Source organism: Microcoleus sp. S36a_B3, from assembly GCF_036700745.1.
GTDB lineage: Bacteria > Cyanobacteriota > Cyanobacteriia > Cyanobacteriales > Microcoleaceae > Microcoleus.
In genome coordinates this window covers 176,021-194,372 of sequence record NZ_JAUBPN010000011.1, presented here as the reverse complement: position 1 = coordinate 194,372, position 18,352 = coordinate 176,021, and the positions used below count along the sequence as shown (strand labels likewise).

20 protein-coding genes are annotated in these 18,352 nt (G+C 45.2%); 6 read left to right on the top strand and 14 right to left on the bottom strand.

The window, feature by feature from the left end; all coding sequences use genetic code 11:
* Positions 1-168: 168 nt before the first annotated feature.
* From QUA01_RS14665 to QUA01_RS14650, 4 genes are all read right to left on the bottom strand, one after another.
* Positions 169-672, bottom strand: a complete 504-nt coding sequence (locus QUA01_RS14665; RefSeq protein ID WP_194008600.1) for a YbjN domain-containing protein — start codon at positions 670-672, stop codon at positions 169-171.
* Positions 673-943: 271 nt separating this feature from the next.
* On the bottom strand, positions 944-1,939 hold the full coding sequence (locus tag QUA01_RS14660) for a ferritin-like domain-containing protein (protein ID WP_333092223.1): 996 nt from the start codon (positions 1,937-1,939) through the stop codon (positions 944-946).
* A gap of 36 nt (positions 1,940-1,975) precedes the next feature.
* Positions 1,976-2,200: a hypothetical protein gene (locus tag QUA01_RS14655; protein WP_194008599.1), complete on the bottom strand. Its 225-nt coding sequence runs from the start codon at positions 2,198-2,200 to the stop codon at positions 1,976-1,978.
* Between the two features lie 2 nt (positions 2,201-2,202).
* Positions 2,203-2,529 carry a hypothetical protein gene (locus tag QUA01_RS14650; protein ID WP_333092225.1) on the bottom strand — a complete coding sequence of 109 codons (327 nt, stop codon included), beginning with the start codon at positions 2,527-2,529 and terminating at the stop codon, positions 2,203-2,205.
* Between the two features lie 16 nt (positions 2,530-2,545).
* On the opposite strand from QUA01_RS14650, the gene QUA01_RS14645 reads away from it, so the two are divergent.
* Positions 2,546-3,046 carry a hypothetical protein gene (locus QUA01_RS14645; RefSeq protein WP_333092226.1) on the top strand — a complete coding sequence of 167 codons (501 nt, stop codon included), beginning with the start codon at positions 2,546-2,548 and terminating at the stop codon, positions 3,044-3,046.
* Positions 3,047-3,328: 282 nt separating this feature from the next.
* On the opposite strand, the gene glnA is transcribed toward QUA01_RS14645, so the two are convergent.
* Entirely contained in the window at positions 3,329-4,750 is a 1,422-nt protein-coding gene (gene glnA / locus QUA01_RS14640; protein ID WP_194066336.1) for a type I glutamate--ammonia ligase, read from the bottom strand.
* A 359-nt stretch (positions 4,751-5,109) separates the two neighbouring features.
* Between glnA and apcB the strand changes: the two genes are divergently transcribed.
* The gene (apcB, locus tag QUA01_RS14635; RefSeq protein WP_194008596.1) at positions 5,110-5,619 is read left to right on the top strand and encodes an allophycocyanin subunit beta; all 510 of its coding nucleotides are present in this window, start codon (positions 5,110-5,112) and stop codon (positions 5,617-5,619) included.
* 108 nt (positions 5,620-5,727) lie between these two features.
* Here the strand turns inward: apcB and QUA01_RS14630 are convergent, their stop codons facing one another.
* Positions 5,728-5,916 (bottom strand): hypothetical protein, encoded by a 189-nt coding sequence (locus QUA01_RS14630; RefSeq protein WP_228049782.1) that lies wholly within the window; start codon positions 5,914-5,916, stop codon positions 5,728-5,730.
* A gap of 322 nt (positions 5,917-6,238) precedes the next feature.
* Between QUA01_RS14630 and QUA01_RS14625 the strand changes: the two genes are divergently transcribed.
* Positions 6,239-7,081, top strand: coding sequence for a TlyA family RNA methyltransferase (locus QUA01_RS14625; protein WP_333092227.1), 843 nt, complete (start codon positions 6,239-6,241; stop codon positions 7,079-7,081).
* Between the two features lie 136 nt (positions 7,082-7,217).
* Positions 7,218-7,907, top strand: a complete 690-nt coding sequence (locus QUA01_RS14620) for a hypothetical protein (protein ID WP_194066339.1) — start codon at positions 7,218-7,220, stop codon at positions 7,905-7,907.
* A gap of 74 nt (positions 7,908-7,981) precedes the next feature.
* On the opposite strand, the gene QUA01_RS14615 is transcribed toward QUA01_RS14620, so the two are convergent.
* The 7 genes from QUA01_RS14615 to QUA01_RS14585 form a co-directional block, all read right to left on the bottom strand.
* Entirely contained in the window at positions 7,982-8,629 is a 648-nt protein-coding gene (locus QUA01_RS14615) for a type I restriction endonuclease subunit R (protein ID WP_333092229.1), read from the bottom strand.
* Positions 8,626-10,167, bottom strand: a complete 1,542-nt coding sequence (locus tag QUA01_RS14610; RefSeq protein WP_333092230.1) for a GTP-binding protein — start codon at positions 10,165-10,167, stop codon at positions 8,626-8,628. The genes QUA01_RS14615 and QUA01_RS14610 overlap by 4 nt, the downstream gene beginning before the upstream one ends.
* A gap of 529 nt (positions 10,168-10,696) precedes the next feature.
* The gene (locus tag QUA01_RS14605; protein WP_333092231.1) at positions 10,697-11,740 is read right to left on the bottom strand and encodes a hypothetical protein; all 1,044 of its coding nucleotides are present in this window, start codon (positions 11,738-11,740) and stop codon (positions 10,697-10,699) included.
* 179 nt (positions 11,741-11,919) lie between these two features.
* Positions 11,920-13,368, bottom strand: a complete 1,449-nt coding sequence (locus tag QUA01_RS14600) for a YcjF family protein (RefSeq protein ID WP_333092232.1) — start codon at positions 13,366-13,368, stop codon at positions 11,920-11,922.
* A 355-nt stretch (positions 13,369-13,723) separates the two neighbouring features.
* On the bottom strand, positions 13,724-14,806 hold the full coding sequence (locus QUA01_RS14595) for an ATP-dependent 6-phosphofructokinase (RefSeq protein WP_333092233.1): 1,083 nt from the start codon (positions 14,804-14,806) through the stop codon (positions 13,724-13,726).
* Positions 14,807-14,936: 130 nt separating this feature from the next.
* Entirely contained in the window at positions 14,937-15,179 is a 243-nt protein-coding gene (locus tag QUA01_RS14590) for a hypothetical protein (protein WP_194011923.1), read from the bottom strand.
* A gap of 30 nt (positions 15,180-15,209) precedes the next feature.
* Positions 15,210-15,590 carry a hypothetical protein gene (locus tag QUA01_RS14585; protein ID WP_333092234.1) on the bottom strand — a complete coding sequence of 127 codons (381 nt, stop codon included), beginning with the start codon at positions 15,588-15,590 and terminating at the stop codon, positions 15,210-15,212.
* A gap of 3 nt (positions 15,591-15,593) precedes the next feature.
* Here QUA01_RS14585 and QUA01_RS14580 point away from each other — a divergent pair, with 3 nt between their 5' ends.
* Positions 15,594-16,100 carry a hypothetical protein gene (locus QUA01_RS14580; protein ID WP_333092235.1) on the top strand — a complete coding sequence of 169 codons (507 nt, stop codon included), beginning with the start codon at positions 15,594-15,596 and terminating at the stop codon, positions 16,098-16,100.
* A gap of 289 nt (positions 16,101-16,389) precedes the next feature.
* Positions 16,390-17,496, top strand: coding sequence for a galactose-1-phosphate uridylyltransferase (gene galT, locus QUA01_RS14575; RefSeq protein WP_333092236.1), 1,107 nt, complete (start codon positions 16,390-16,392; stop codon positions 17,494-17,496).
* 334 nt (positions 17,497-17,830) lie between these two features.
* Here the strand turns inward: galT and QUA01_RS14570 are convergent, their stop codons facing one another.
* Positions 17,831-18,283: a clan AA aspartic protease gene (locus QUA01_RS14570; protein WP_333092237.1), complete on the bottom strand. Its 453-nt coding sequence runs from the start codon at positions 18,281-18,283 to the stop codon at positions 17,831-17,833.
* Positions 18,284-18,352: the final 69 nt, after the last annotated feature.

The following is an 18,352-nucleotide window of genomic DNA, read 5'->3' as shown; positions in this document are numbered from 1 at the left end:
GAAGAACTTATATTAACCAAGCTTGAATATATCGATCGCTCCTGTGATTGGTTTGCGATCGATTATTCAGCAAACCCTAAATAGCTAAAAGTCACGCACCCACTTAAATGTGAGGTACGCAACTGCCAATAATTTAGCGGAGTATCGATGGCTTAAAAGTCGTGCGCCCTATTGACCGAATTCTGCTTGTAGCAAGTCGTCGTTGTCATCGGCGATGGTGGCGACAATAGTAATAATTCTAGAAATTTCCCCGGCAGAGATTTCGGCGATCGTCCGAGTCGAGATTACTGCAACTTGATTGTCCACAATCGCAAAATGAGATTCCAAGGTAGACAGCCAATTCATTTCTAGAATTTTCCGCATTAATTGAGCTTCATTCTTTGCCGGCAACTGCAGTACAAAAGCCCAAACAGTCAAAGTATCATCTTCGGTTTCGCCGCTGAGTTGTACGAATACTTCGACGCTGCCGTACTTGAATTTCCAAAGATGCCCGCCAGCTTCATTTTTTCCCACCATGACTTTTTGGTCTACAGCCATGCTGGCAATCACAGTCTCAATTTCTTCTGCATAGGTTACTGCTGTGGCTTTTTCAACCTGGGCATCGGCGATCGCGCTTTCACTAGATTGGCTTTCTGCGGAAGCTGTTTGTATGTTCGGTTCGCTGTTAGTCATGATTAATATTTATAAGAAAAACTATTCCAACAATCAGTTTACTTCCTATTTAGGACTTACAAAAATACGACTCACTTACAAAAACCCTCATCAACCCGGTTTATTGACAAAAACCGCTCCCCAAAAGGCTTCTCCCAGACAAAACATCGGAGTCAGAGCCTCCCATGTTGCGTCACCAAGCTTTTCCTGGTAACGAGTAGAACGAGTCTATTACTGGTTCCCAGGCTCTGCCTGGGAACCCATATCACTCTTGCTTTGCCTCCCTAGATGTTTAAGCCTTGGGTTTAGCCGCCGGCTTCTTCTCAATGTTTTTCATCCCGTTGAGGAACATCGGCACAAATTTCTCCACAAATGCCTGCGGGTCGCGGTTCCAGGCGCGCTGAGCCACATCGACTCTAGTCATTTGCAAGTCGGGGGCCAACAGAGTTGCGGGCAAGCGCTCCATCAAATATTGCGGGCGTTCCCACATCGGCATCGTGTTGGCAATGTCTACCAAGCGGGTGACGCGGCGGAGTTCTGCCCCCAGCATAATATCCATTCCCGATTCAAATGCTGCTTGTTCGATCGCCACATACTTGCGTTTGGCCTGTTCCACCTTCTGGCGGTGTTCCGGGCTTTTAGCAGCAATTGCGCCCAACCAGCGATTCCCCCAGCGGACGTGGCCTGCTTCTTCGGGAAAAATCTTTTCGATGGTTTCGCGAATTTTGATGTTTTCGTCGGTTTCAGGAGCCTTTTTCAGGGCGTGGATGTGGGCTGAGAAATACTCGCATCCCCGCTTCTCGGTGACATTAATCGCCGCTAGGGAAGAAATTACAAAATCTTCGCGGTCTTTGGTAGGGTCTTGTTTCTCGCTGTCGAACAACCTTTCAAACTCGTCAATGTAGGATACTCCCGGCGGCTTGCCCACATTCTGGCCCAAGTCTACCAGCAAATCTGTCAGCCACATGGCGTGCCGCGCTTCGTCGGAGATGTGCCGGGAAAGATCGCGCACAAGTTCGGCCGGTTCGCCGTCTAGCTGCTCGATCAAGTCGGTGAGGTCTTTGCAACTGCGCTGTTCGCTAAACCGATAGCGGTTGAGGGTGATCAGGTGAATTTCGCGATCGCGCACCACTTGAGCTAAAATTTCGCGTGCTCCCATTGCGTTGCGGAGCTTGCGGGGATAGGCAACAGTCATGATTTTATGTTGTTTTGTAAAGATACCTATATAAGTGTAACGCAATTTTTCGGCTTGCTCATTCAATAAAGCAATGCAGAAGTTGGTTGTCAATCCCCAATTCCCAATGCCCTATTCCCAAAATTGATATCAAGTCTCAGTTGAGTCTGAAACCAGAACCGAAGCCGACTCTTGTTGAAATTTTTGTGCTTCCTCCACTTCCAATCTGGCCAGCGTACTCGCCGCATCCGCCAACTGCAAAGCCAAATTCATTCGACCAACTGGGTTTTTCTCCTTCCAAAGGTCTTTTGCCAAGAAATGCACTCGATAGCGAAACATTTTAATTGATTGTGATGGAATAACATTAGCTGTCATAGTTATAGTCTATCTTCAACAGTAGCTAGAATGCGAAGGAGTACCCGTTCCGGTTCTAGATAAACAAATATCAGTATGATGACTCGATCTTTTTTGCCAATCGTGACATCCCATTTTGCAGATTGTGGTTCAACCTGTTCATGCCTAACTATTACAGTATATTGTCCTGGTGCCAAGTCATCAAATCCCGCATCTGCCTCCATCAAAGCAACCGTTTCCTCGGCGAGTACCCGTCCGTCCCGATTCAGTAAAGTAATGAAGGCAATGCCATCAACTGAAGTCATGGCGACGTTATTTTGATTGCGAACCATCACAAAAATATCGGACATCGTTTGGTAATTGCTAATGGCTAATTGCTACTTTATACTGACAGCAGCACTTAACACACAAACAAGGATAATTACGGTGAATAATTTTAAGATTTTGTTAATTTTTACAGCTTTTGCAGCGGTTCTCGGTTTAGAAAAAAGTGGGGCGCTAGCTGCTGTCTCAAATATCTCTGAGACAAAGCCTTGCGTGCAGCTTCACAGTCTGCAAATATCAGAAAAGATCGATCGCAATTTAAGTAACTCGAAAGGTACATTAAAAGAAGGCAGTGCCCTCTCTGTCGATCCTGATGAAGTTACGGGGATACCAAAAGCTGAGGCGCGACAGCGTTTCATTTTGAATAAGATATATCGGGTTCAAGAAGGCACTACCGCTGAGGATTTGTTTATTGTCGATGAGAAAGCAAATAAATGGGCTGTAGAGGATGTCTCGGACGCTACTATGGGGCCTACCACTCACAGCGTAGCCCTCATGGTTTCCGGTAACGGCAAAGTTTGGGCGCTAATACAGATGTTCTAAAATTTGGGAATTGGGAATGGGTAATTGGGAATTGGGAATTGGAGTTCGGATTGATTTAATATAAAAAAAAATCGCCTGCAACGGCGACCTTTTTTAGAATCGTATCATGTCCGGTCGATCGCCCAAAATAAAAGTGGTTTGTAGTGAGGACTGTAGTCCTTCGATTGTCAAGACTAAATTCCTCACCACAAACTCATCCGATCGCGATCGTTCGATTGCACATGATATCACACCTCAAAAAATGATAATTTTAATTTTTTTGAGGTGTGATTTTTAACTTATCTAACAGTCGTAGTAGAGAGCAAACTCGTAGGGGTGAGGACGCAAGCGCATCGGGTTGACTTCGTTGTCGAGTTTGTAGGAAATCCAGGTTTGGATGAATTCTTCGGTAAATACGCCGGTTTCAGTTAAGAAACTATGGTCTTTTTCCAAAGCTTCTAAAGCACCTTCCAAGGAACCGGGAGTCGAAGGAATCTTGTTCAATTCTTCCGGCGAAAGGTCGTAGATATCCACGTCCAAAGGTTCACCTGGATCGATTTGATTTTTGATGCCGTCTATGCCGGCGCACAGCATGGCTGCAAATGCTAAATAGGGGTTGGATGTGGCATCGGGACAGCGGAATTCTAACCGCTTGGCTTTAGGGTTGGTTCCCGATAACGGAATCCGTACTGATGCCGATCGATTTCCTTGAGAGTAAGCTAGGTTTACAGGCGCTTCAAAGCCTGGAACTAAACGCTTGTAGGAATTAGTCGTCGGGTTGGTGAGTGCCAAAAGTGCCGGGGCGTGCTTGAGAATGCCACCGATGTAATGCAGTCCCATTTGACTGAAACCTGCATATTGATCGCCTGCAAATAGAGGTTTGCCGTCTTTCCAAATCGACTGGTGAACGTGCATCCCGGAACCGTTGTCGTTAAACAGCGGTTTGGGCATGAAGGTGATGGTTTTGCCGTATTTTTTGCCGACGTTTTTGATGACGTATTTGTATGTCATCAAGTAGTCGGCGGCTTGTACTAATGTGGCAAAGCGGAAACCGAGTTCGCATTGCCCGCCGGTGGCGACTTCGTGGTGGTGTTTTTCGATGGGTACGCCGCATTTTGCCATTGTCAGCAGCATTTCCGTTCTCATGTCTTGAGAGGTATCGGTTGGTGCTACTGGGAAATAACCTTCTTTGTAACGCGGTTTGTAGCCGAGGTTGCCGCCTGGTTCTTCTTTGCCAGAATTCCAGCGACCTTCGATCGAATCTACGTAATAGTAGCCGGAATTTTGGGTTTGGTCGAAGCGAACGTCGTCAAAAATAAAAAATTCTGCTTCCGGGCCGAAGAATGCTGTATCGCCGAGACCGGTTGTCAGTAAGTAGTCTATGGCTTTTTGAGCTATGGTGCGGGGACAGCGATTGTACGGTTCGCCGGTGCGGGGCTCTTTGATGCTGCAAATGAAGCTGATGGTGGGTTCTGCCATGAACGGGTCGATCCAAGCGGTGGTCGGATCGATGACCATCGTCATGTCTGATTCGTTGATGGCTTTCCAGCCCCGAATGCTGGAACCGTCGAAGGGTATGCCGTCTGTGAAGGCGGTTTCGTCGATTTGGTCGTGGTACAGGGAAAGGTGTTGCCAGATCCCCGGCATATCGATGAATTTTAGGTCAACGATCTGGATTTTATTTTCTTTTATGTAGTTTAGGGCTTCTTGGGGTGTCTGGAACATCACTTACTCCTGATATTGGTGTGGTTGCGGGCGATTCTCTTCTGCAAGCTTCGCTAACGGCAGATTTCAGACTGTTTGGGCGATCGTAGGCCTTCAGCTATCAATTTTTTGTAGCAAAAGATACAATAATTCAAAATTGAGCCGATCGCGGTTGGGTAGTTTGTGATTCTTATTTGGTCTGTGTTTCGGCTGTTTATACAAAACGAACGGCAGAATTTTGCGGCTATTGGTCGGGGATTGACTGCCGATCGTGCAAATCCTATCTCAAATCTTAATCAAAGGCCGATTTGTAGTAGTCTACAATAGGCGGTCTATCTCAGATAGCAAAGTATTGATAAAGATTTTTGGGAGACAAACTAATGCGCGATGCAGTGACGAGTCTGATTGAAAATTATGATGTTGCTGGCAGGTATTTAGACCGGGATGGTATCGATCGGTTGAAATCTTATTTTGCAACCGGCACAGCACGGGTACAGGCTGCAGCGGCAATCAACAGCAATGCTGCGTCAATTGTCAAGCAAGCTGGTATCCAGCTATTTGCCGAACAGCCGGAACTGATCCGTCCCGGTGGAAATGCCTACACGACTCGCCGTTACGCGGCTTGTCTGCGGGACATGGACTATTACTTGCGCTATGCTACTTACGCCCTGGTTGCTGGAAGTACGGATGTGCTCGACGAGCGCGTGCTGCAAGGTTTGCGGGAAACTTACAATTCTCTGAGCGTTCCCATTGGCCCTACGGTGATGGGGATTGGCATTATGAAGGAGATGGTTAAGGCTGAGGTGGAAGCTGCAGGCTTGTCTGTGGGGCCTTTCCTGGAGCAACCTTTTGATTACATGATTCGCGAATTGAGCGAACAAGATATTTAAGTCAAGCAAGCTCTTTCTTTTAGCAGAAAATTGCTTTTGTAGCTTGTAGGTAGCACCCTCTCGATCGCTTTTTTGGCATCACAGCCTCTAAGCGATCTTTTTTATTGGTTAAAAGTCGCCAACACATCCCCAGACGAGGCATTTGTCGAGGGGATTTTTGGTTTGGCGGCGATCGATTTGCTCGGTTGTTGTTACTTCTACTTCGCCGTTGGGATAAAGAATGTGGATGATGTTGCCGCTGACGAAGGCTAAGGGGTTTTCTTGACAAATAGTCGGATTTTTGATAGGAAAGTTCATTGTTTTCATGCTCGATCGCCCTGATTGTGTGTGTGGCGCATTCCCCTGTATTTACATAATCCGCTACTAGCCAAAGTTTTTGTGTGATTCTAAGAATTGTCGAACTGTGATAAAACTACACACACAGAGCGATCTGTGTCACACAATACGAGGTGAGGGGTATCGCCCCCGCAGCTCTCTCAAGCGCGGAAAAAATGGCAGCGGGCTCGTGGCGGTACTTCTGCTGGGAAAAGCAAAATAATCGCCAAAAATCCGCAGTCGGGTTTTTGCGTAAGTGGTAATCTGGTTACTGTCAACAACGGTGGCGTACAGATTAAAAACCTTGGCTAAACAACGAATAGACACTTTATTAGTAGACCTAAATTTGTGCGCTTCCCGACAGCAAGCTCAGGCCTTGATTCGGACGGGGAAAGTCTCGATCGACCAACAGGTAGTTGACAAACCGGGCACTGAGGTTGACATTGCAGCAAAAATTAAGATTAAAGAGCGATCGCGCTACGTTTCCAGAGGCGGCGACAAACTAGCCAAAGCTTTAGAAGTGTTTGCGATTCCCGTAGCGGGCAGAATTTGTCTCGACGGCGGCATTTCCACAGGCGGCTTTACCGACTGTCTGCTGCAAGCCGGTGCAGCCCTCGTCTACGGCATAGATGTTGGCTACGGTCAAGCTGACTGGGGCTTGCGGAACGATCCGAGGGTAATTTTGAAAGAACGCACCAATTTGCGTTACATGACTGCTGCTGAGCTTTACGGCGACTCACCGCGAGCCGATTTGGCGGTAGTCGATGTGTCGTTTATTTCCCTAGATAAGATTTTACCGGCGCTGTGGGAATTGTTGGCACCGCCGCGAGAAGCGGTATTGTTGGTAAAGCCGCAGTTTGAAGTTGGGCGCGATCGTGTCGGGAAAAAAGGCGTAGTGCGAGACTCAGCAACTCAAGCCGATGCGATTTTTCAAGTGTGGAAAGCAGCCACAGCTTTAGGATGGCAGCAACGGGGTTTAACGTGGTCGCCTTTACTTGGCCCGGCCGGTAATATCGAGTATCTTTTATGGTTGGGGATCGATCGCCAAGAGGAACCAGAGCCAGGGGCGATCGAAGAAAGTGCTGTCAAGGAAAGCATCGCACAAATCGCAAAAGCGGCAGCGCGGGAACTTGTCAATCGATTTTAGATTTTAGATTTTAGATTGACTTCAACCGATCGAGCTAATCAATTTTAAAAGTCAAATTTGGAGAGCAAAACTTATCTAAAATTTGAAATTGTTTTGTCAATCAGACTCCTAAACTTTCACAAGAGTGAATAATTCCATGCAGCCATTAAAACAAGCCGGTTCAATTTTTCTGTACATTCTAGGGGGCATCGGGTATTTAGCGATTGCAGCTACTATTGTAGGCGTTTCAATTCTGATCAAATTCGCAGCCCTGCTGCTAGCGGACAAATTATTATATACAATTCTGATTATCGGTGATTTGTTGAGAGGCATCGAAATTATTGAACTGTTAAATATTTTAATATTTGCTTTTATCGGCATGGGATTTGGGGTTGCTACAAAACTTTTAATTCCTCAATACGGTCGCAAAATTAGTGCAGCATTATTAATAGTTGTAGTTCCCTTAGTTTTCATGATTACGCCAGTAATTAGATACAATTCTTGGTTAGAAAAAGTCGGAGAATCGGATAACTTATTGCCTGCAGAAACAGCAACATTAACTAACTCTTTTTTGCAGAGAAAAGTAGGATTGCAAGGTTTTCTCGGTTATTACGTATATACTGGTCAGTTTCCGGTAATTCCGACCAAACAATCGGAGATGAAAGACTTAGACAGCTTTGAAAAAAAAGTTAATTCCAGATTTGTGCAGTTAACAGGTGTTGCTCCTACCATTGTTACCTGGTCAATGCGGATTTGTTTTTGGCTGATCAGACTATTTTACTTTTCTATAGCGGTAATTGCCACGATCGCCCATTTTAGGGAAGGTGTGAGAATCGCGGGAAGGTAATACGATTTTAGATTTTAGTTGTAGGGTGCGTCAGTTCTGACGCATCCTAGTCAACGGAGAAATGCTATATATTTTTAAGGCTGAGCAATCAGTTGACCAATTTTTATGAAGATTTGAAGCACTGTATAAAGTTCGTTGGTTAGAGGAAGCGGTGAAAATATTCTTGATAAGTCATATTGAGGTGGATTCTGAAAGTCTAGCTTGACGAATACAATTTCACTGCCATTTGTCATCGCAGCAAAACTCGGTCTATCCTTCCGGGGATTGGCTGTCATGTATGCTAGTGTTTGGGGAAGCGCAGACATTACTGAGATGGTGGTGCGCTTCGACTCTAAGAGTGTCACCCAAAACTGATTCTGCATCACTAAAACATCAATCCGTCCTTTGAGAGTTTCTATTTCTTCATCCTGCTCATCTAAAACAATTCTGACAGATTTTTCAGCAGTCATTTTAAAAGGTGAATCGTAAAAACCCGCTCGTTCCAAGAGAGGCGAACCCATGATTAGCGTGACGGTTCCTTCTGTAAGGCTTCCATCATTTAGATGGTAGAGATATCGTCGCCGGATCGAATTGAGCGCGGCTCGATCGGCTTCTGTAATTTCGGCTAAATCTGTATACCATTCTGGGAAAAATCCCTCGGCTTCTGTTCGCGTAATATTGAATCGAGATTCAACATCTGCTAAAGTTTGGATGATTTCAGTAATGGCTGTTGTTTGTGTCATATTTTAAATTCTTGCTGGAGGCGATCGATAATTGTATTGCGCTCGATGGTGGCGAGAATTTCTTGAATTACCGTATCTTGTCCCAGAGGACCCCAAGTGCAGCCTTTTTCTAAATAAACTTGGGCTGCGCGACCGACGGCGTAGGTTCCGTAAGCTGCTAAACTAGCTTGAGTGACAGCGACTCCGGCAAAAGTAGAAAAACCGATTTGTGGAGCAGCAGCAGCGGCACTTTTGCCAAATCCCAAGAGGAAACTGCTACCTAATTCTCCCAAAAGTACGCCGCCTGCGCTAGAGAAAATAGTCTGCCAAAGTTTCCCGGCTTCGTAACCAGTCATGGGTAAACCGTAAAGTCTGGATAAGGAGCGAATCAAGGCTAAATCTGCGACGGTTGCTCCCATGACATCTAGGAAAGCAATGGGATTTATCCCCACAGCCAAAGCTTTATATTTGGCAAATTGCCAGATTAAATCGTCGGCTTCTGTTTGCCGCAATTTGAGAACTTGACGAGCAATGTTTGCTTCGGCATCTCTAGCTTCTACTAAAGCATTGAGAGCGAGGAGCGATCGCCCTTCTCTGTTAAGAATTGTCAAAATCTTGTGCTTGAGTTGGTCTATCTGGGGGGGAGGCGACTCCCATTCGTGGGTAACACTTCCATCTGACCATTCGACGCGCACTTGCACCGGTGCGGGTTCGGCGGCTACCATGACTATTTCTAAAGATTTAGCAATTTTAGGAGCGGATTTTGGTGTAGATTGATCGGCAGAGTTGTTTGGTCGATCGTCCGAAATTTCCGTATCTGTGGCATCTGCTACCGAATCTGCTGCTAAACCTTCAGAACTTCCCAGTGATTGCAAACTTTGGTAAATAGCTTTTCTGTCTAATTCTGGATACAGGTCAATTTTATTAAAAACTAAAATTAGCGGTTTTTGAGCTGTTTGCAATTCGCACAAAGCTTGATATTCAGTGCGGGTGATATCGCCCGCCACGACAAACAGAATTAAGTCAGCTTGGCGAGTGACTTGTTTTGCCATATCGCCGCGCACTTCGCCGCCAACTTCATCAATTCCGGGAGTATCAATTAACTCTACTTGAATCCCCCCTTGTCCCCCCTTACTAGGCGTTTCCATAGGCCCGCCCTGACTGAGGGGCGGTTCCATAAGCCCCCCCTTACCAAGGGGGGGTTGGGGGGGTTCTACACTGTCAAGGAGGGGCAAAGGCACGCTCCAGCGCACGGAACGCGGCCACTGAGTAACGCCGTTGAGAGGGCCTGTTTGCAAGATTTTTTGACCCAGAAGCGCGTTTAATACCGCTGATTTGCCACGGCTGACCATGCCGAAAGTGGCAATGCGAATCACATTGCGATCGAGCTTTTCTGAGGTGTAACTTAAGATATCTAACTGAGTTTGCAGCGCCGCTTCTAATTCTGTATTGTTCGAGTTTTTTTTGCCTTGGCGCAAGTGAGAATACCGCGCGAGGGCTTCACGCAAACTGGCACGGGCTAGGGACAAGCGATTTTCTTGGATGGAATTGTCAGCCATTGGCGATCGGCTTTTTAAAGCAATGTAATTGAGCGTCGAAATATAACATTCTATTTCTTATTTTAATACAATTTTTGATAAATTTTTATTTTTTTATTGGGGAGTTAGGTAGAAACAGGACAAAGCCGCGTCAACAACCTCATCAAACTCGGATTCCGGCAGTGACTTAAGTTTCTGCCTCAAAGCGAAAGTCCTCTTAACTAAAACTTACGCAAAAAACCCGGTTTCTCTGAAAAATCGTCGATATATCCGAGAGATGCTTGATGCAGAAACCGGGTTTGTGACCCCGCTGGCGTAAGTTTTGTTAACAATATTCTGGACAGTGTGTGCATAAAAGTGCGATCGCACTTCTGCAAAAAGTAACTGGAATCTGAACCAGCAAAAATAGAAAACCAGACAATATTTAGGTCAATCTCAAAAAACCGATCGGTTTAACAAACTGTTTCAATAAAATACTTGAATTAAATTTACCCCAAGTCTTATCAATTTGTCAAGTGTAAAATAAATTCTTAGTATTTTTTTAAACAATTTAGCTACCGTATACGTGTGGTTTGAATTTAGATGGAATCTTGCCAAGTTGATAAAAATCCGTCAATTTCTTACCCTCACTATCAGCAAAAGAATCAAAATATTCGCGAACGCTGATATCTTTAATGTCTACATCATAAAAATGCAGCGAGTCAACATCAAATACTAGAACTGGATCGACAAATGTTACCTTTCCTTGACCCATTGTATAATCATTCCACGGGTTTTTGCCAAGTTTTCGTCGAATATGAATCTGCCATTGCCCATTCGGGTAAACGGTCAAAGTTTCATTAGAAATCTGCATCCGGTTGCCATCTACTACGCAGCCAGTAGAAATTTTTTGAGGTGAGAATACTTGAGGTTGAGGCATGGCTCCATAGACAATGCGAGTAATACGTTTGGCACGATAATCAAATTCAAAGCTTTTGGGATATTTTGATTTCGGACTCCACCACGGAATAACTTTAGAAGTTTTTAGTTTAGAATCTATTTCCTCACGATGTGCTTCATAACAACAGAGCATTTGCTGATATTCTACTCGACTAAACTCAGAGGGTTCTACATAGATTGTCCAGTTGCTTCTGGATACATCGTCATGAAAAGTTTTGATTTCTAATTTGGCGCGCTCGCTGGGATTAATCGGCAGACCCATATCTAATAATTGTGGAATAATTCGACCAGCCAAAGATCGAGAAACTACTTTGTCATTAAAACAGAAAATTGGGAAGCGAATCAAGTTACCAGGATCTAGAAATATACTTTGAAAAGAATGTTCTTCCATGATGCTGATACGATGGAATTTTTGCGGAATTTGTGTCGGACAAAACACTTGAAAGGTTAAGATATCTGGACGTTTCTTTTTGTAGTATTTAGACAAATTATAGGGACTTTTAGGAGACAAATATCCATAAATTACCCAAGCCCATAACGCAAAAAATACACCCATATCCCACAGTTTAGTTTCAGACAATCTCAGACCAATTTTTCTGTACAATTGGTCATAAATATTTTTGACATTTTTCATAATTTTTATATAATTAGACATACACTATTTGACCGCCAACCAATAACCTCAATAAATCCGCCCCGCCCCACTTGATGTCTGAAAAATACAAGGAGAAATAGCGAGTTTCTGCTGTTTCTCCTATTCAAATTTACCATGCCAGACAGAGCTGGCATTGCACGGCCGCCAAAACCGGTGCGCGGTGCACACCCTACAGGGTTTTAATTTGCGGCTGAGTTAACAGCCGGGGTTCCTGATGTCTGAGGCGCGAGACGACTCGCCACTTGATTGATGAAACCTTGCAAGAAGGAAACTTGCTGATTTTGCATAAATACTGCTTGCAAAGTTTTCGTCAGTTCCGTAAGATTGAAGATGCCTTTAGCATTTTCCAATTCTTGAGTTGAGAAATATTCAATCAAACTCAGTCCGGCTATTCTGGTAAAGTAGGCTGCACTAATTCCCTGCACCGCGCCTCCTGCTGCATAGGTGACGGCATTGCTTTTCAGCAGTCCAGTAATAGTTTGGGTAGACAGTTCTACTAATCCCAGTTTGAACATTTGGGTTGCTAAAGTTCCCGCTACTGTTTTAGCTTGGTCTAAGGAGAATTTTTGCTGGTAGATAGCGCCGAGGTCGATGACGAGTTGGGTGCTGATGGCGGTTGTTGCTAGCAAGTCTAAGGCGGGAACTGGGTTAGCAAAAACGGCGGCGGCGGCGATGTACTGATATTGTTCGATGATGGGAATCGATCGATCGCGCCTGACTGCATTTAATAAGGTTTTTGCTTCTAATTTAATAGTTGCAGCTTCGCGCAACGCACTCGCCCAGACCAACTGTTGCCGTTCTTCGGTTACGATTTGAGTCAATCTTGCTGTCAGCGGTTCGAGTTGAGAAACTTGATTTTCGATCCGTTCTTTAACAGTGCCGTCTGCTTGGTGCTGCCGCACTTTAATAGAATTTGGGGAAGCTGCGATCGCAATTATATCTTCTGTTCCCAATATTCCTTGCATTCTTTGGTGCAACTGCTGCAAAACTTGCGACTGCTGCGTTGGCAAATATTGGTCTAGTTTGTTCCAGACTAGCAGCACGCGCTGACCTGCGGAAGCTAGCTGAGATAATGTTTTAAATTCAGAATCCGTAATGTCGCCCGCTGTCACAAACAACACTAAATCACCGCTGATTTTAGCATCGACATTTGTTGTATTGGTAAACAGCGGTGCTGTTTCTGAGAAAATCTGCTTTGACGGTTGTTGTGATGCCCAATTAGAATTTAAAACTTGAATTAAGGCAGTTTTGCCGACAGCTTTGCCGCCGCTTACGGTAATCCGCAAGTCTTGTCTGTCTAATTCCGCTTTGAGCCGATCGAGCTTTGCTGTTAGATTAGCCGGATTTGCCGAGTTTTGAGCTTCCTGAGCTAGCAAGTTAATGGCGGCGGATGCCGTGGCGATCGCTTTTTCGGCTGCTTCCCGGTTGACCAGAGGTTCCGACAGTGCGAGTTCGAGTTTGGGGGATTGTTGCTTCCACCACCAATAACCCGCACCGGCGGCCGCCAAGCCGATGAGTGCCGTTTCGCCCATTTCTGAACCCGAATACTGTAGAGTTTCCAGTAGCCACAGCGCCGCTGAAAGTCCTATTCCGCCTATCAAAATCGGTCGCCGCAAGTTAAGTGTCATTGTTACCTTCCTGTGGGTATTATTGCCAAGCTTAACCTTAACGGGCTTGGTCTTTGTCCCTATATTCCATCGTACCTCTGGGATATCGAAACTGGCAGGCGGGATACCGGTGCGGATTACACCCTCAAGTTTTTGGACAAGTGCCAAATCTACTTTCAGCATAAATCACAGGATCGATCGCAGTTGTCAAGTCGAACTACACAGATACACACCGATGGTTTTCTGATGCGAAAGTGAAAAACATGGGGCCAGAAACCGGGTTTTTTAACTAAATACTAGCCAAAAACCTTCTATTACTAAAAAACCCGGTTTCTTTGCTTCTTGTTATTGTTTGAGAACTAGGACAAATAATTGTCTAATCTCCCAAACAAATTCCCAAACCGCGAGCCGTTTTAACCAGAGTACCGTTGAAGTCTACCGGTCTGTATTTGGAAATCGCATCTTCCAACGGAACGCTGACAACTTCTCGCTGCTGCCAAGATACCATGCAGTCGTATTTCTCTTCGGCAATTAAATCAACTGCTGCAACCCCAAAAGCAGAAGCAATTAATCTTTCTAACGAAGAAGGCGTTCCCCCGCGTTGAGTGTGTCCCAAAACTGTGACGCGGGTTTCTGCACCGCTACATTCCGAAATTGTATCAGCTAAATACTGACCGATTCCGCCTAATCGACTTTGACCCAAGCGATTTGTGTGCATTACTAATTCGCCTGCTTCTGTGCGAACTGCCTCCGCTACTACAACTAAACAGTAGTTTTTTCCGCGTTGTTGGCGTTCTTGGATTTTGGCACAGATTTCAGAAATTTTGTAAGGAATTTCGGGAATCAGAATTATATCAGCTCCCCCAGCTATTCCGGCACTAATTGCAATATGTCCGGCATCGCGTCCCATGACTTCAACAATGATCACGCGGCTGTGACTTGCCGCAGTAAAATGCAAGCGGTCTAGTGCTTCTGTGGCAATATTGACAGCAGTATCAAAACCGATCGCTCGCTCGGTAATTCCGACATCATTATCAATAGTTTTAGGAATAGCAACTAAATTCAAATTACCTTCTAGAGCAATCTTTCTGAGAATGGCGAGACTACCATCGCCACCTATGCCAATTAAGGCATCCAGACCGAGTTGATGATAGCCTTGAATAATATCATCGGAGCGATCGCGCAGAGTCCCGTCAGCCATCGGGAAAGCAAAAGGGTTGCCCTTATTTGTTGTGCCCAGCATTGTACCGCCAATGGTGAGCCAAGAGTCTACTTTCTCAATATTCAAAGGAATTGCTTCCGGGGGACGACTCATCAATCCGTTGGTGGCTTGACGAATCCCCATTACTTTCCAATTGTAAGTTCCCGTTGCGCGGTACACAACGGCTCGTATCACGGCATTTAAGCCTGCACAGTCACCTCCGCTAGTGAGAATGCCGATACACTTTTGTTCTCCCATAATTTATGCCAGACTTTTGTTACTCAGAACATGGGTTGATTTTTTTAGATCCCGATCGTCCAATCCTTATTTGCGACCTAATTTAGCGGCTCTAGCCTCCCAAATCACCGTCTCAAATACAATATAAATTTTACTTGGGATTGAGGCGTTTAGAAACTTGGTTAATGATACCGCTGAGAATTGCACCGCCCATGAGAATTCCGAGGGCGGGATTGAATACGGGCTGCCAGAGACTGTACCACAAATCGAAACCGAGATTCACTCCGGTCGATCGCCCAACTACGGCGATCGCAAACCACCCAAAAATAGCAAAGACGAAAAACACATCAGCTACTAAAATCAAGTTGATAAAGTTAAGAATTTTATCTTTCATGGTCAATAGTTCCTTTTGAGTGTATATGTGTCAACTGTTGACTGTTGACTGTTGACTGTTGACTGTTGGCTGTTGACTGTTGGCTGTTGACTGATGACTGTTGGCTGTTGACTGTTGATTGTTGACTGTTAACTTTTGACTCGATTTTATGATTCCGATGCAACCGGAAACGATGTCAGTCGATTTTAGATTGGGGCGTTGAAGATTTAAGATTTGCTCTCCCGCTGAATCTGGAATCTTCAAGCTGGAGCGAAAAATTTTCTTTCTCCATGACTTAAATTGGGGGCTTGTATCCATTTTAAGGGCGTCAAATTTGGGCCAGCGGTGGGGAAAGGAGCGGAACGATCGCTGCAACAGGCGATCGAATAAAGATAAAATATCATTCAATTGTTGTCGCACACTTGTGGTCAAAATATGGTTCGCTATACACTCCCTCAAAGCCCCGAAATTATTTTAACTGTCAGAGGGAAAGATTCAGTCAAAGCCCGCGAACAAGCGATGGATAAGCTGATGCTGCTGATGGATGAAGGTCAGCTACCTACGGAGCTCGCAGAAGGATTTGGGCCCAAGCAGTTTGTTGAAGTTAAGGAGATCGAAGATGCCGCGTCGGATGGCGAAGACGCAATTACTGAAGCGGTGCAGATTTTGAGCAATTTGGCAAGTCTCAAATTGAAAGTCATGGAATCCCGCGAAGAAGCACTCAAAATCCGGGAGGCGATCGACATTTTGTTTACAGATGAGTCTGTGACGGCAGAAGAAATTGGTCGTCTCAAAGACGGTTTCAAAGTTCTCAAAACCTTCGCTCAAGCTAACGTCCGCTATCGAGAAGCTAGGAGCCAAGCTGAGGAAGCGCGGACAATTCTCGACGGAGCTTTGCAATCAGTAGAACCCGAAAACAAGGCGCAAAAATCGACAAAATAAAAGTACAAAGAAAGCAGTTTTTACAGGGCATATCGCAGAGATATAGCCTTTCGATCTCTCATCTGAGGTACTATCCGGGATAGGGGATAGGGGATAGGGCATAGGGCATAGGGCATACCTCACCACGCGATCGAACCGCTATACCGCCCTCTGAATACTAGCCATATCCCATTAATTAACAGTCATCAAAAGTTCCGACAGTTTTTTTAACGGGCCTGTAAGCCGATCGCGAGCAAGCCCGGTCATTTTTAACACATTTGAGGAAACTTAGGAATAAAATATATTAAAAATGCTCGATCGCCCACAAAAAATGTACCGCCAAACATTGCGAAAACCCGACGGCCGCCCGATCGCACTGTACAGCCGCTACCCAATTCCAAAAGGCATCGCCGCCGTAAGTCCCAGCAATGAACCTGTAAAAGCAAACCCGCACTTTCGCTGGCATCCCTTGCGGGGGGAATGGGTAGCATATGCCAGCCACCGTCAGGAAAGAACTTTCATGCCACCGCCGGAATATAACCCGCTGGCTGCTACAATTAATCCCAGATTTCCGACAGAATTGCCACGAGGAAATTACGATATAGCTGTTTTTGACAACCGCTTTCCATCGATGAGTTTCCAGGTAAATAATGCGCCTACACATATTGTGGAAACTGCGCCGGCTAACGGCGTTTGTGAAGTTGTCGTTTTTACTCAAGATCCGCTGGCTTCGTTGGGTTCTTTGGAATTAAGCCACTTAGAATTGTTGTTAGAAGTGTGGGCAGATCGCACTTCAGTGATTGGCAGCAATCCCGAAATTCAATATGTCTTGCCTTTTGAAAATCGCGGCGTAGAAGTTGGAGTAACTTTGCACCACCCCCACGGTCAAATTTATGCTTATCCGTTCGTGCCACCGGTGCCGGCGCGGATGTTAGAATGTCAGTCGGTTTACTATCAAAAAAACAGCAGCGGTTTGCTGCAAGATTTGATTCAAAAGGAAATTTCAGACAAACAGCGAATTCTGTATTTAGATGAATATGCGATCGCCTTTGTGCCCGCTTGCGCCCGCTACCCTTACGAAGTGTGGATTGCGCCGATCGCACCGGTTGCCACATTTATCGATCTTACCGAAAAACAGCGTCAAGGACTTGCCAAGGCCTTAAAAACAGTCGCCCTTAAATATGATGGTTTGTGGCACCGCCCATTTCCTTATTTGATGGCTTGGTTTCAAGCGCCCACAGACGGAAAGCCTCACCCAGAGGCACATTTGCACGCTGAGTTTTATCCGCCCTATCGATCGCGCGATCGGCTCAAATACCTAGCGGGAACCGAACTCGCAGCGGGAATGTTTGTCAACGATGCTTTACCGGAAGAAAAAGCTCAAGAATTGCAAGCCGTATCTGTCAATCTCTATTAATAACCTCGCTCAATTTAGTTTGTAGTGATGACTTTAGTTCTTCTTTATTAAACACTTTTTTAAGAAAAACTAAAGTCCCAGGGGGAACCTTGCTCGTTACTTTCGCTCTGCCTAGTAATGCAGGTGCGGAGGCTCTGCCTCCTTTGAGGAAGGCAACTTACAGTAGAGAGAACTGTAGGAGGTATTTAAGTTATTAAGTTGTCGATCCTAAAATCCTTACTACGAACCTTTTTTCAGAAGAAGTGAAGTCCTCACGACGAACCAATACGGTTCACTTAAGATTGTCATATATCTATGAAAAAACCGGGTTTATGAGGTGTCATGAATATGGTTTTTATACTCTCAACACAGCTCTTTCGGGATTTTCGGGATTTGGAACTAAACGCTGATTTTTGCAATCTACCAGCAAGTCTAAAGTTTCTAAGACAGTTTGACCTATCAGCACGATATCGCCTAAAACCATTGCGGCCTCGATCGTCTCCCGCCCTGCCATTTCAATAATCATAGGCCCAGTCAATCCTACTGTTTCTTGTCTGCCATCAGCATATTTTGCTATTTCCTGACTCCGAATTCTCAAACCAAGGTGTTCGCAAACTTCTACAGGAATTGCTGTGCGTACTGCACCAGTATCTATCAGTGCTTCTGCTTCGTACACTCGCACAAGATTTGGTTTGAGTAATCCTCGACTCACTAAGCCTTCATCAATGGCATTCGTTAGCTTGACCTTGACTCGAACTGCACCCATATTTTTGGTGATTTGACTCCAATTGCGATCGATATTTATCATAGCGCCTCTCTTTTTCTACAGAAAGTCTACCTTCGATTATAGCTTGAAATGCGGGCAGCCACAGGTTAA